This window comes from Thioclava sp. GXIMD4216 (assembly GCF_037949285.1).
GTDB classification, from domain to species: domain Bacteria; phylum Pseudomonadota; class Alphaproteobacteria; order Rhodobacterales; family Rhodobacteraceae; genus Thioclava; species Thioclava litoralis.
Genome location: NZ_CP149927.1, coordinates 319,765 through 333,828, shown reverse-complemented (window position 1 = coordinate 333,828; position 14,064 = coordinate 319,765). Strand labels below are relative to the sequence as shown.

Here is a 14,064-nt window from a genome sequence, read left to right as displayed (position 1 = left end):
CTTCGACCCTAAGGAAGATATTATGGATATTTGCGTCAGCGTCATAGTTGTCACGCGCAATGCAGACCTGTTCCACGCCGGTGCCTCGGTGATTTCCGACCTGCGCGACACATTGTTCGACGAGGTCACGCTGGACAGTGACTGGAGCGTGCTGGACCACGCCATGCCCGAGGCCGGACCGCATTACCAGACGGCGCGGACCCGCGCGATCCGCGCCCTTGCGGGGCATCAGAACCGGCTTTCGCTGAATGTCGTGCATGCCCAAAGCCTGTCGGGCGCGCTTGACAGGCTTCAGGCCTGTGACCGGCGCGATAACGTGCATCACATCGGCATGGCCTATATCGATTATTCCGACCCCTATCACGCAGGGCGTTCGACCGCCGAGATCGAGAATGATCTGAACTGGTTCTATGACCGGCTGCGCGCGCGCAACCTGCAGGCGTTCCAGACGCCGACCTCGACCGCCGTGTTCCAGTCGGCGGAGATGCCGCATTACCATATCCACCCGATGAATTTCATCCGCTGCCTGCTGCCCGGTGATATGGATGTGCTGCGCGCCCATCTGCTGTCGCTATGGATGGATTTCTACGAACTGAGCCTTGCCAATCGCAAGATCCGTCCCGGTAGCCAGAAACGCCCCACCAGCCTTATGGCATCGACGCTTGCGGCGTTTCTGGCACAGCAGGCGGGGTCGAACTGGATCTTGCAATATTATACCGGCTCTGTGGTCTCCAGCCTGATCACAGCGTTCGAGGATCAGGCCGCCGCGCAGAACGTGCCTGTCCTGCGCGGCCCGAACGAGCATTCTCTGGCCTGCGGGGCGATGGCCAACTGGCAGCTTTACGAAAAGCCCTCGGTCACCATCGTCACCTCGGGAATGATCGATGAATTCCGCGGAACTTTTGCCAATCTCTACGAGACCCGCGCGCGCGGTTTCCTGATCTGCGCCGAACAGAAACCGGCGCTGTGGTATGCGTTCCAATCCACCATCAACCCCGAATTCGACAGTCGCGACGTGCTGCATGCGCGCGGTGTGCCCTTTGTCTATATCAGCGAGCCGCAGGATCTGGCGCGGGGGCTGGAACAGGCGATGGCGCTTTATGCCGCAGATCGCGGACCGGTGGTCATCCTGGCCACGCAGGCCGTCATGAATATGGCCGCGCCGCCCACCCCCCGCGTTCCCGCCCCCTGCGTTCCCGTCCCCGCACAGGACCAGACGCAAAGCCACGCGCCGCCCGCCGCGCTGGATGATCTGGTCGATCTGGTCAATGGCGATGCCGAACGCCTGCTTTTACAGCCCGGCGCATTGCCGCCCCGCTGCCGCCAGCTTGTGACCGAGCTGGCCGAGGCAAGCGGCATCGCGCTGGTCGACAGCATCCTGCATCCGGGCATGGTGGCCAGCCATCACAACGGGCGTCCCAACCCCAATTATCTCGGCACGCTTGGTGTTTATGGCTTTTCCGATCCGGTCTACCGCTATCTGTATCGCGGCGGCCGGATTGCCCCGCGCGAGACGCAGGCGCTGATTTTCATGGAGGACAAGATCTCGCAGGCGGCCACGCCTTTCGGTGAAAGCAAGCTGCGCCAGCAGTTCCAGATCGCGCAGATCGTCCGCCGCAGCGACCACCTCGCCCCCTTTGCCGATCTGGCGATCCGCCACGACCCCGAAGCCGCCCTTGCCTATCTTCTGGCGCGGCTGGATATCTCCGACGCCCTGCTGGCCCGCCGTCGTGCCGCGATCGCACTGGCCCGCGAGGGCGAGAAGGACCTGTCCAGCAGCCTGCCCGTCCTGCCGATGACACCCAATTATTTCTTCGGTCAGCTGGGCGCGCTCCTGCGCCATATGATCGAGGCCGAGGGCTACGATTTCACGGGGCTTTACGATGTGGGACGCTGCGGCATCTCGGCCATCCGCAACCTGCCCAGAACCCGCGCGGGCTTTTCGGGCTGGTACGGGCGGGCGCTGATGGGCGATGCCTATACCGCAACGGTCGCATTGGCGCAGACCGCCGCCACCGATCTGCTGGTCTTTGTCGGGGACGGGGCACGCGCTCTGGTGCCCGACATCCTGCCCAGCCTGCTGGAAAACGCCCTTGCCAACGGGGCGCGCCGCGACCTGAGCGTGACCATTTTCGTGCTGGCCAATAGCGGCCTCTCGGCCATCAATTCGTATCAGGAGCGGATCCTGTTCAACCGCACGTCCCGGCAGATGCGGGTGCTCAATCTGGGCACGCAGGACAGCCAGCAGGATATGTGCGGCTATCAGGTCGTGACCCGCGCCATCAACACATTCGACCCCGACGCCCTGCGCCATGATCTGCGCAAACGCGGGCGTATCAATCTCTTTACCGTCAATCTGGCCCATAACAACGAGGGCGACGGCATGTCTCTGGCCCATGTTTCGGGCTGGCAGCAAGACCAACTGGCGGGACGGCGCAACCGCCCGCTCCGCGCCCATACCGAAGAAAGGATCTAGCCATGCGCTTCGGTTTCATCGCCCATCCGACCTCTGTCCCTTTGAAACGCTATGTGAAAATGCTCGATCTGGTGCAGCGCAGCAGCCAGGATTTCCACAGCGGCTATTCGCGCGATCTCTGGTCGCATAACAACCTTGTGCCCTTCATGAATTTCGACCGCATCGTCAGCGCGACAGGGGCCGAGACCTCGGGTCAGGTGCGCTATCTACCGCTGACCGCACAGGAAATGATCCATGACGCTCAAGGCAGCCTGCGCCGCGTCATCCAAGGCACAAAATCGCTGGCCGCTGACGGGGCCGATCTGGTGGGGCTGGGCGGGTTCACCTCTATCGTCGGGCGTCGCGGGATCGAGGTCGCCAATGCCAGCCCCGTTCCTGTCACCAGCGGCAATTCCCTGACCGCTTATGCCGCCTATCGGGCGCTGCAACAGGTCATGCGCTGGATGCAGCTACGCCCCAGCGATCACCGTGTCTGCATCGTGGGCTATCCCGGCTCTATCGCTCTGGTGATTGCGCGGTTGCTGCTGGAGGAAGGCGTCGAACTGGATCTGGTCCACCGCCAAGGGGCCAAACCCGAGGATCTGCTCGCGCATCTGCCCGAACGCTGGCACCACAAGCTGCGCCTGAGCGGCGATATCTCGGCTTTCTATGGCGAGACCCGCTTTTTCGTGGCCGCCACATCGGCGGGCGGGGTGATCGACGCACATCGCCTTGCCGCCGGTTCGATCGTGATCGATGTGGCGCTGCCGCGCGATGTCGAGGAAAGCGTGGCCACCCAGCGCGAGGATATCCTGATCATCGATGGCGGCTGTGTGACCGCTTCCGATCAGGTGCGGATCGGCGGCGAAAGCCTGAACCTGACCATCAAGCAGCAACTCAATGCCTGTCTGGCCGAAACGCTGGTGCTGGCTCTGGAAGGCCGCGCCGAGATCTATTCCATCGGGCGCAGTCTGGACAGCGAGAAGGTGCTGGCGATTGGCGAGATCGCCCAGCGGCATGGCTTTGCCCCCGATCCGCTGGCCTCCTATGGCCAGCGCGTCGAGCCCTCTTTCGTTGCCAGCTTCCGCCGCTATCACTGCACCGACCGCCCAAAGGAAAGCGGGCTGACCGCGCAACCGATCCTCCCCGAACGCCACAGCCAGACCCATTATGATACCGCGCAGCGTTTCCGCCGCCATATCAACCCCTATCTGGCCGATTTCCTGCAGACCCTGCATTGCGACCGCGTCTTCGAGACGGCGCAGGGCGTGGTGCTGACCGATACCGAGGGGCAGGACTATCTGGATTTCGTGGCGGGCTATGGCTGCCTCAATCTGGGGCATAACCCGCCCGCCGTGGTGACCTCGCTACAGGCGTTTCTGGCCGGATCGCAGCCCAATTTCGTGCAATATGTCTCGTTCCCAAAACAGACGGCGCTGCTGGCCGAGCGGCTGTGCCAGACCGTGGGCGGGCGGATGGAGCGGGTGTTCTTCTCGAATTCGGGCACCGAGGCCATCGAGGCCGCGCTGAAACTGGCGCGCGCCGCCTCCGCGCACCACATCATCGCCCATGTCGAGAACAGCTATCATGGCAAGACCCTCGGCGCGCTTTCGGTGACCGGACGCGACAAACACCAGCGCCCGTTCCGCCCGCTGCTGCCGGGCACGGTCTCTGTGCCCTTCGGCGATCTGGACGCGCTGGAAGCGGTTCTGTCGCAAGGCGATATCGCGGCGTTCATCGTCGAGCCGATCCTGGGCGAAGGCGGGGTGCATGTGCCGCCCGAGGGCTATCTGCGCGGCGTCCGCCAGCTGTGTGACCGCTATGGCGTGCTGCTGATCCTTGACGAGGTGCAGACCGGCATGGGGCGCACGGGGCGTTTTCTGGCCAGCCAGTGGGAGGGCATCCATGCCGATATCCTGTGCCTGTCGAAATCGCTCTCGGGCGGTCTGATGCCGATTGGCGCGACGCTGTGCCGTGCGGAGACATGGGACCGTGCCTATGGCAGCAGTGACCGCTTTGTGGCGCATAGCTCCACCTTTGGCGGTGGCAATATGGCCGCAGTTGCGGGGCTTGCCACGCTGGAGGCGATGGCCGACGGGACGGTGATGGACAATGCCCATCGGGTCGGTGAGGCGCTGCGCCACAAGCTGGCCGAAGCCACCGCCGAATTCCCCTTTATCGGCGAGATCCGCGGCAAGGGTCTGATGCTGGCGGTGGCCTTTGCCGCCGACTTCTCGGGGGCGGTCTCGGCAGGGGCGCATGAATTTGCCACCCGCCTGCCCGGCGACTGGCACATGACATGGCGCTTCCTGCCCGATCAGGTCCGCGAGAACCTGCTGGACGCGATGCGCCGCTTCGAAGGGTCGCTGTCGGAAATGTTCTGTATGCGCTTCGTCACCAAGCTGGCACAGGATCACAATATCCTCACCTTCGTCACCGCGAATTCCAACACCGTCATCCGTCTGCAACCCCCTCTGACGCTGACGCAGGATCAGGCCGACCGTTTCGTCGAGGCCTTCCGTGCCGTCTGCGCCGACATGTCGACCTTCCTGAACTGAGGACCAATTCATGGACACTCCCCTTGCCCATGTCAGCGGCACCCTGTTGTCATTTTTCAACGCACAGGCGCTGATCAGCGGCTACGAGCTTGGCATTTTCGAGGCCGCCCGCGACGGGGCCGAGGCCCGCGAGATCTGCGCCACCTGCGCCCTGCCCGAAAGTTCGGGCCAGCAACTGCTGATCGCGCTGGCAACGATGGGCTTTCTGAGCCGCACCCAAGCGGGCTTCGCGCTGCCCGCCGATCTGCGCCCCTATCTGCTGCGGGACGGCGCAGCCTATATGGGCGGGCTGGCCCGCCATGCGGCCAAATTCCTCTACCCGCTCTGGGGACAGGCCGCCGCTGGCATCCGCGAGAACCGCAACCAGCGCGAGAAGGTCTTCAACGACCCGCGCAAATGGTTCGAGATGCTGTATTCGGACCCTGCCGATGTCGCGGATTTCCATGCCTTCCTCAGCGTGCTGGCCGATCCTTTCGTGGAAAGCTTCACCCGTGACTTCGACTTCACCCCCTATCGCAGCTTCCTCGATATCGGCTCGGGGCGCGCCGCATTGCCCCGCGCGGTGCTGGCGGCCAATCCGCAGCTTGACGCCGCGGTCTGCGATCTGCCCGAAGCTGCGACCCATATGCGCAAGGAACTGGCGCAGGCGGGCATGGACGGGCGCATCGCGGTGTATGAAGGGGATGTGATCACGGGGAACCTGCCCGAGATTTCGGCCGATCTCGTGCATATGGGCTGGATGCTGCATGATTACAGCGCCGAGACCCAAGCCACGATCCTGTCCAACCTCTTTGCAGCCCTGCCCCCCAAAGCCACCTTCATCGCCAGCGAGACACCGCTTGATGATGACCTGTCCGGCCCCGCCTTTGTCGCGCTGTTGTCGATCAATATGCTCGTCTCCTGCGATGGCGGCATCGAAAGCACGACGGGGCAATATCTCGAACGTTTCCGCGCGGCGGGCTTTGTGAACGTGCGTGCCGCATCGCTGGCGGGACCGCGTGTCCTGCTGATCGGCGAAAAACCCTGACCCTGAAGACTGGACCCGATTATGGAACAACAGATCCTTGAGATTATCGAAGAGAATTACGGCCTTGGCCAAGATCAGGCGCTGACGCCCGACACGCCGCTGCTGGAGCTGAACATTCTCGATTCCAGCGCCTTCTTCGACCTGATCGAGCTGCTTCAGGCGCAGTTCGACATTCAGGTGCCGCTGACGAAAATCGTGCCGGAAAACTTTGCCGATATCCGCGCGATTGCCCGCATGACCACCGAGTTGATGACACCGGGCGTGGCCTGACACGTCCTGCGGACGCCCCCAACAGGAGAGATGAGATGAGCGACGACCAGACCACCCTGGACCTTTCGCGTGACGAAACCGCGCTCGCGCTGACCCTTACGGTCGTGCAGCACCATACCGGCTACAGCCCCGAACAGCTTTCGCCCGAGGCCGAATTCGAGGCCGATCTGGGCATTGACAGCATCGTCCTGCTGGAGATCCATTCCGATCTGATGGGCCGGTGCAACTGTGCAGGGGGCAGTCTGGACGGGATCCGTTCGATCCGTGATCTCACCCGCCAGCTGCTGGAGCGGCTTGGCGCTGCGCCCCTGCCCGAATTGGCGGCGCAACCGGCCCAGAGCGGGGCGGCGGATCTGGTCGACACCCTGCTCAATGCCGCGCAGGACGCCCCTACCGAGGACGTGCGCCCCGTTGCGCCGCAAGACACCCGCACCATGCGCGATTTTGCCGACCTGCCCAGCCGTGACCTGTTCCATAAGGCCAGGGAATTCAGCGCCTTCTATCAGGCCCAGCGGGCGCAGGGCTATTACTGGTACGGAATGCCGCTGGAGACCCCCTGCCAGAACCGCGCGGTGATTTTTGACGAGGTGGCGGGCCGCCCCCGCGAATTCCTGATGTTCGCTTCGAACAACTATCTCGGGCTGGCCAATGACCCGCGGGTGCTCGAGGCCATCCGCGATGCCGCAACCCGCTATGGGGCGACCAATACCGGCTGCCGCCTGATTGGCGGGTCGAATATCCTGCATAAAGAGCTGGAAACGAAACTGTCGCTGCTGAAGGGCACCGAGGATTCCATCGTGTTCCCCTCCGGCTATTCCGCCAATCTGGGCACGATCTCGGCGCTCTGTTCGCAGCGTGACATGGTCTTTACCGATGCGATCAACCATATGAGCATCCAAGATGGCTGCAAGCTGTCGGGGGCCTCGCGCAAGATCTACCAGCACAGCATCGCCTCGCTGGAACGCACGCTGGAACGCAGTGCCGATGCCGAGGGCGGGCGCCTGATCGTGACCGATGGCGTGTTCTCCATGCATGGCGATATCGTCGATCTGCCGCGTCTGGTGGAACTGGCGCGCAAATACGACGCCAAGGTGCTGGTGGATGATGCCCATTCCACCGGTGTGCTGGGCAAGACGGGGTCGGGCACCAGCGAGCATTTCGGGATGAAGGGGCAGGTCGATCTGGAACTGGGCACCTTCTCGAAAACGCTCGCAGGCGTTGGCGGCTTTGTCGCGGCGCGGGCCGAGGTGGTGGAATATCTGCGCTTCTACGCCAATTCCTATGTGTTCGCCGCCACCATCCCCGCCCATGTCGCGGCAGGGTTGATCATGTCGATCGAGCTAATGATGACCGAGCCGCAACGGCTGGCCACGCTCTGGCGCAATATCGACCATCTCAAGAGCCGCCTGCTGCGGGCGGGCTTCGATCTGGGCGAGACCCAGAGCGCGATCCTGCCCGTCGTCATCGGTGATGACCGCAAGACACTGGAACTGGGGCGTGCGGTCCGGTCCCGCGGGATGTTCTGCCAGACCGTGGTCTTCCCCGGCGTGGCGGTGGGCGATGCACGGCTGCGTATTTCGGTTACCTCGGAACATACGCTGGAAGATCTCGATCTGGCCGCCCAGATCCTGATCGAAAGCGCCAAGGAAGTGGGGATCGAGGTCGATGACTGACATCTCCCGCCAGCAGGCCGCGCCGTTCACACCGGTCACACAGGGGCTGCGCGTTCATGCAGCCCGCACGCCCGAGGCCCCGTGCCTGAAGGGCGAGACGCCGCTGTCCTATGGCGCGCTTTACACACAGGTCGCGCGTCTGGCCGGTCACCTGCAGATCGCGGGCCTCTCGGAAGGGCATCGCCTCGCGATCTGGACCCAGAAGGGCCCGCAGGCGATCACCGCGATCTGGGGGGCGCTGGAAGCGGGGCTTGCCTATATCCCGCTTGACCCCTCGCAACCGGGCGAGCGGGCGGCAAGAATTCTGGCCGAGGCGCACCCCGAGGTGCTGGTGGTCTCGCCCGATCTTCTGGCCCATCTGCCCGGTCCGCTGCCCGACAGCCTGCAACTGGTCATCTTCAGCGATTGCGCCGACACGGCGGAACTGCCCGCGCTTCCGGTGCCCAGCCTGCGGCTCGACCGGCTGGCTCCGGTGCCGCACCACCCCGCACAGCCGCAACCCGACTGGATTGCCGCGATCCTGTTCACCTCGGGCTCAACAGGTGTGCCGAAGGGCGTGCAGATGTCCTATCGCAATCTCGATGCCTTTATCGGCTGGGCGGTCAAGGAATTCAGCCTCGGCCCCGCCGATGTGATCGGCAACCATGCCAGCTTCCACTTCGATCTCTCGACCTTCGATCTGTTCGCGGCGGCGCGGGCGGGGGCCTCTGTCTGGCCGATCCCCACAACAGAGCAATCCAATATCATCGCCATTTCCGAGGGGCTGAAGCGGTATAGGGTGACAACAGTTTATGCCGTGCCCTCGATCCTGACCATGCTGACCCGTGCCAAGCGGCTGACCCCTGCCCATGCCCCGGCGCTGCGCCAGATCGCCTTCGCAGGCGAGGTCTTCCCGATTGGCGATCTGCGCGCGATGGCCGCGCAGGTCGGGGCGGATATGCCGCTTTACAATCTCTATGGCCCGACAGAGACCAATGCCTGCACGTTCCATCGCATAACCCCTGCCGATCTGGCAGCCGACCATCCCGCCCCGATTGGCCGCCCCCTTCCCGGCCAGCGCGCGTTCATCCGCGACCCCGAGACCGGCCATGCCGTAGCGCCGGGCGAAAAGGGCGAACTGGTCATCGAAGGGACGATGGTCACGCCCGGCTATCTCAACCATCCCGACCCCGCGATCCAGCGCGATCATGCGGCAGGGCGCCATGCGACGGGGGACATCGTGTCCGAACAGCCCGAAGGTCTGGTCTATCACGGGCGCATCGACCGGATCGTCAAGATCAACGGCAACCGTGTCGAGCTGGGCGAGATAGAGGCCGCGCTGGCCCGCCATCCGGCGGTCGCCCAAGCGGCCGTGGTGCAGATCCTCGGCCCGCGCGGGGCGGCACTGGTGGCCTTTGTGACTCCGGTCCATGCCGCGCATCCGCCCGCGCAAATGGAGATCTTGGAGCATCTTCGCGACCTCCTGCCCCGCTTCATGCTGCCCCGCCATATGAAGATCATGTCGGATCTGCCGCGCACCCCCAATGGCAAAACCGATATGCGCCACCTCCAGCGTATCGCGGAAGATGCCTTCCTGCCGGGCCCGCGCCACAGCCACAGGGTCGAACCCGTATGACCCAGCCCCCCCGCACCCTTGCAGGCGCCAGCCCCGCAACGCCATATCCACAGACTCGTCTGGCCTGCAAACTGGCGATTGTCGCGGCCAGACACGCGGTAGCGGGGCCGGTGCAACCCTATCCGCCAAACCGGCTGGCGGCCTGCGACCCGCGGATCACGGCGGAACTGTCCGGCCTACGGGTGGCGCTTCTGCCCCCGCCTCCCTGCCCGGCGGCAAGTTTCCGGATCCCGCCGATCTACGAACGGGCCGTCTCTATGCTGACGCTCAATCTGCTCTGGCTCGCGCGCGAGGTGGTTTCGGCACAGCCGCTTTCGGACCATGCAGACCGCACCGATATCCTTGTCACCATCTGCGGCGGGTTCGATGCCACATTGCGCAATGCGCTCAAGGTGGCGGGCGTGCGCGCATTGGCCCAGTCCCCGCCCGAGCCTCTGGCGCAGGGCCGCAAGCGTTTGCAGGAGGCCTTCGGCTCGACCACCCATGACAAGGTCGGCGAGATGGCCAGTATCATCGCCGCCCGCATCGGCATCGAAACCAAGGCACGGGGCCGGATTCTGGCGCTGGAAAATGCCGAGGCCGGTCTGGTCAACGCCTTGCAGATGGCCTCGCTCAACCTGCGTGACGGAAGCAGCGACAGGGTGATCATTGGCACCGGCCAGCGTATCGAAGGGGCGCATATGGCGGCGGCGCTACAACATCGCTTCGGGCCGGATCTGGTGCTGGAGGAAGGCGCAAGCCTTCTGGTCCTACGCAGGCTCGATCTGGCGCAAAAGGACGGCGACCCCATTCTGGGCGTGATCGAGACCGCCGATCTTGGTGCAGTCGACCCCGTTCAGCCCCCCGCTCCGACAGGGCGTTACGGGCTGGGCCACGAGGTCGCACGCCAGTTGCGGGACGCGCTGGAAACCCTGCCACAAACCGGACAGGCCGTGCTTGCGGGCCGTTCGCTTTACGGACAGCGCTGGCAGTTGCGCCTGTCGCGCGACGCCCAGCACGGCACTGAGAACGGCGCACAAACCAACGCATCCCCGCCCCCGCGCGCCGCCCCCTTGGCCATTCTGGGCAGCGGGGCCTGCTATGGCCCCTTCACCACGCGCGCGCAGGTCGGTCAGGCGTTTCGCGACGGCGAAAATGGCATCGGCCCTGTCAGCGCGGAAGCCCTGCCCCGCAGCTGTGCCTTCGATCCCCAGAAACAGGCCCCCCTGACCAGCTATTCCGATCAGGGGGCCGAAAGCCCTGTCACGGCGGCTCCCGATGCCACCCGCGCCTTGGCCTACAGGGTCGCGAAGGAGGCGCTGTCTCAGGCGGGGGCCACGCCGGACTGGGGGCGCTGGTCAATCATTCTGGCAACGCAGCTTTGCACCAATCTGGAACGTCAGGTCTCGAACGCGGTGCACCAAAGCGCGCTCGAGGCCATTCTGGGCAGCGATATCGCCCCGCCGCCCACCCCGACGCCCGCCCCGCTGCCGCAGACCCCGCTTTGCGAGATGCTCCCGAGCCATCTGGTCAGGCAGCTCAGTTTGGAATTCGGGCTGGCGGCCAGCGGCCTGACGGTCGAAAGTGCCTGTGCCTCATCACTGGCGGCGCTGGATCTGGCCCGCGCCCAGTTGCGCGCGGGGCAGGCCGATGCGGTGCTGGTGATTGCGGCGGAAACCCCGATCAATCAGCGCGACTTCACGCTCTGCTCGGCGCAAAGGATGCTCTCGGCGGGCCGCATCGCGCCCTTCTGCCAGACTGCGGATGGTTTCTCGCCCGGGGACGGGGCGGGCGCGGTGGTGCTGCGGCGGCTGGCGGATTGCGCCACCGAGACCAGCGAGGCCAGCACGATCGAAGGGGTCATTCTGGGCATTGGCGGGTCGTCGGATGCGCTGTCCTTTACCGCCCCCGATGCCAGCGGCCAGATGCGGGCGATGCAGCGTGCGCTGGAAGATGCGGCCATTGCCCCCGAGACGGTCAGCTATGTCGAGGCGCATGGCACCGGCACCCGACGCGGCGACGGGATCGAGATCGAGGCGCTGAATGCGGTCTATGCCGCGCAGCGCCACGGACCGGCCAGTCTGGGTTCGGTCAAATCGCTGATCGGGCACAGCTTTGCAGCCGCCGGTATGGCGGGGCTGTTCCGTGCGCTGGAGGCCGTACAGACAGGACAGACCCCGCCCACCCTGCTGCGCGGCGCGCTGAGCACGGAACTGGGGCTGGAGGCTGGCGGCTGGCAGATCCGTCCGACAGCGGACACCTCTTCCCCTGCGGACCGCATGCCCGCCCCCCATCGCCGCGCCGCCGTCAATGCGCTTGGCACGGGTGGCACGAATTTTCACATGATTATCGAAGCAGCCCCCGCTGCATTGGACGAAACGGATCATATATGCATTTGATTATCCACAAAATCCGCCTGCTCGCCCCCGAACAGGCCGCGGCCTTCGAAGCATGGGTGCTCGGCACCGATTACGCGACCTGCCCGCAGCTGCCCAGCGTCGAGGCCTTCAGCGTCCAGCGTGCCGATGCCGGACAGGGCTTCGACTATTTCGAGGTCATCACCGTCACCTCGCAAGACGCCTTCGAGGCCGATATGGCCAGCGCGGCCTTTGCCAGCCTCGTCGCGGCATTTTCCGGCATGGCCGAGGTTGTCGAAGAGCTTTCCGGCGCGCAGCTTGGCCAAGGCTACCGGCGCGCGGCCTGCCTATGATCACCGTCACCCATCTGCGTCTTGGCCCCCATTGCCCCACCGCCCTGACGCTACAGGACGGGCCAAGCGACAGGCTGCGCAGCTTGGCCGCAAAGGTGCTGTCCCCACCCGAGCACGATCTGTGGCACAGTTTCGGACAGCACAAGAAGCAGCGCGAGTGGCTGGCCGGTCGGCTGGCCGCCAAGATCGCATTGCGGCGACAGATGCCCCGCTTGGGCCCCTTGCGGACGCTCTCGCTGCTGCCGCGCGAGGGGCGTAGCGGGCCGGTGGCGGGGCCGCAGGGCTGGCAGGTGTCTCTGGCCCATAGCGGCGCATACGCGCTGGCTGCCTGCGCGCGCCATCCTCTGGGGGTCGATATCGAGACGCGGACCACGTTCCGGCCCGAGATCCTGCCCTATTTCCTGAGCACGACCGAGCGCGATCTGCTGGGCCCGCTCCCCCCGGACGACCCGCGTCTGCCGGTGCTCTGGGCGGTCAAGGAAGCCGTGCTGAAAACCCGCCTTGCCCGCAGTCTTGCCGAGATTTCCGACATCTTCTGGACAGGCTGGGGCCACGGCTGCCGCATCGCCGTCAAGGATGCCCGCCTGCCCTGCCTGACCGCGTTTGGCGGAATCTGGCGCGGCACGGCGGTTGCGGTGGCCTCGGCACATATCCGCACGGAGGCCCGCGCATGACGCAGATCCCACCGCTGATCACCCAAGCCGCCTCGATCGCACGATGGGCACCGTCATCTCATAATTGCCAGCCGTGGCAGGTCAGCCTGCAGGCCCTGCCGCAGGAGCGCAGCTATCAGGCGCTTCTGACGCTGGATGAGACGGCCCGTCTGGCGGCGCTGGACACGCTTGCGGCGGAGATGGCCCTGAGCCTCGGGCTGTTTGCAGGCATTTTCTGCCATGTGCTGGACTTGGGCGGCGCGCAATGGCGCTGCCATGTCGAAGGGGACAGGGCGCTGCGGATCACGATCACCCTGCCGGCTGTGGAAACGCGCACGGGGCTGGATGCCTTTGCCGAACAGGTCCGCAACCGGCGCACCACCCGTGGCCCCTTCGCCGCAACCCCCATCAGCCGCGCCGATTGCGCGCGTCTGGCGGCACGCCACTGGCCACTGCTGGGCACCGGCCAGCCGGCCGACCTAAGGATCACCCAAGACCCGCAGACCCGTCAGAAGGTGGCGGCTCTTGTGGCCCATTACGGGGCGCTGGATTTCTCGAATTTCGCCGCATGGTCAGAGACCTACCGCCATATCCATTTCCAGCCCGCGCCACAGGTCGTAAAAACGCGCGGCTTCCCGATCGAGGCGCTGCTCGGGCCGCTACCGACGCTCAGGCGCAAGCTGCTGCAACTGCTTCTGCATCCGGTCACGATGCAATGCCTGCGCCCGTTCGGGCTGGCGCGGACATTGGCACGCGAACTGGCCGATCTGGTGCGCACCACCCCTGCCATCCTGATCTTGCAGGCACGGACACCGAACCTGTCCTTTGGCGATCTGCTGGAAACCGGCAACCGGCTGGCCGAGCTGTGGCTGGCGGCGGCGCAGCTGGGGTTGCAGATCCATCCGCTGAGCGTGCTTCTCCAACACGCGCGCCCGCGTGACGCATTGCGCCTATCGCTCCGGCTCACGGAGTGGCCCTGTTTCATCGCCCGTCTCGGGGCACAAAAACCGGCGGAGATCGTCACCCCGCGCGTGGAAACCAGTGTGATCCTGCATGCGACCTCCGCGCAGCGCGACCCCTGTGCCGCTCCCTGTGCCGAGCATTCCCCCTTACTGTCTGACTGA

General features: G+C 65.1%; 10 protein-coding genes. All 10 read left to right on the top strand.

Going from position 1 to position 14,064, the window contains the following annotated elements; translation table 11 throughout:
* Positions 1-22 precede the first annotated feature (22 nt).
* The 10 genes from WDB88_RS14855 to WDB88_RS14810 are packed head-to-tail and all read left to right on the top strand — an operon-like array spanning position 23 to position 14,064.
* A complete protein-coding gene (locus WDB88_RS14855; RefSeq protein ID WP_339109602.1) occupies positions 23-2,476 on the top strand; it encodes a hypothetical protein in 2,454 nt (817 codons plus the stop codon).
* A 2-nt stretch (positions 2,477-2,478) separates the two neighbouring features.
* Positions 2,479-5,013 (top strand): aminotransferase class III-fold pyridoxal phosphate-dependent enzyme, encoded by a 2,535-nt coding sequence (locus WDB88_RS14850; protein ID WP_330647125.1) that lies wholly within the window; start codon positions 2,479-2,481, stop codon positions 5,011-5,013.
* A gap of 10 nt (positions 5,014-5,023) precedes the next feature.
* Entirely contained in the window at positions 5,024-6,040 is a 1,017-nt protein-coding gene (locus WDB88_RS14845; protein ID WP_339109601.1) for a methyltransferase, read from the top strand.
* A 21-nt stretch (positions 6,041-6,061) separates the two neighbouring features.
* Positions 6,062-6,310, top strand: coding sequence for an acyl carrier protein (locus tag WDB88_RS14840; protein ID WP_330647127.1), 249 nt, complete (start codon positions 6,062-6,064; stop codon positions 6,308-6,310).
* 35 nt (positions 6,311-6,345) lie between these two features.
* Positions 6,346-7,983 carry an aminotransferase class I/II-fold pyridoxal phosphate-dependent enzyme gene (locus tag WDB88_RS14835; RefSeq protein ID WP_339109600.1) on the top strand — a complete coding sequence of 546 codons (1,638 nt, stop codon included), beginning with the start codon at positions 6,346-6,348 and terminating at the stop codon, positions 7,981-7,983.
* A complete protein-coding gene (locus WDB88_RS14830; protein ID WP_339109599.1) occupies positions 7,976-9,598 on the top strand; it encodes an AMP-binding protein in 1,623 nt (540 codons plus the stop codon). The genes WDB88_RS14835 and WDB88_RS14830 overlap by 8 nt, the downstream gene beginning before the upstream one ends.
* Positions 9,595-11,976 carry a beta-ketoacyl synthase N-terminal-like domain-containing protein gene (locus tag WDB88_RS14825; RefSeq protein ID WP_339109598.1) on the top strand — a complete coding sequence of 794 codons (2,382 nt, stop codon included), beginning with the start codon at positions 9,595-9,597 and terminating at the stop codon, positions 11,974-11,976. Before WDB88_RS14830 ends, WDB88_RS14825 begins: the two co-directional genes overlap by 4 nt.
* Positions 11,967-12,287 (top strand): hypothetical protein, encoded by a 321-nt coding sequence (locus WDB88_RS14820; RefSeq protein ID WP_339109597.1) that lies wholly within the window; start codon positions 11,967-11,969, stop codon positions 12,285-12,287. The genes WDB88_RS14825 and WDB88_RS14820 overlap by 10 nt, the downstream gene beginning before the upstream one ends.
* Positions 12,284-12,961, top strand: a complete 678-nt coding sequence (locus WDB88_RS14815; RefSeq protein WP_339109596.1) for a 4'-phosphopantetheinyl transferase superfamily protein — start codon at positions 12,284-12,286, stop codon at positions 12,959-12,961. The genes WDB88_RS14820 and WDB88_RS14815 overlap by 4 nt, the downstream gene beginning before the upstream one ends.
* Positions 12,958-14,064 carry a hypothetical protein gene (locus WDB88_RS14810; protein ID WP_339109595.1) on the top strand — a complete coding sequence of 369 codons (1,107 nt, stop codon included), beginning with the start codon at positions 12,958-12,960 and terminating at the stop codon, positions 14,062-14,064. The genes WDB88_RS14815 and WDB88_RS14810 overlap by 4 nt, the downstream gene beginning before the upstream one ends.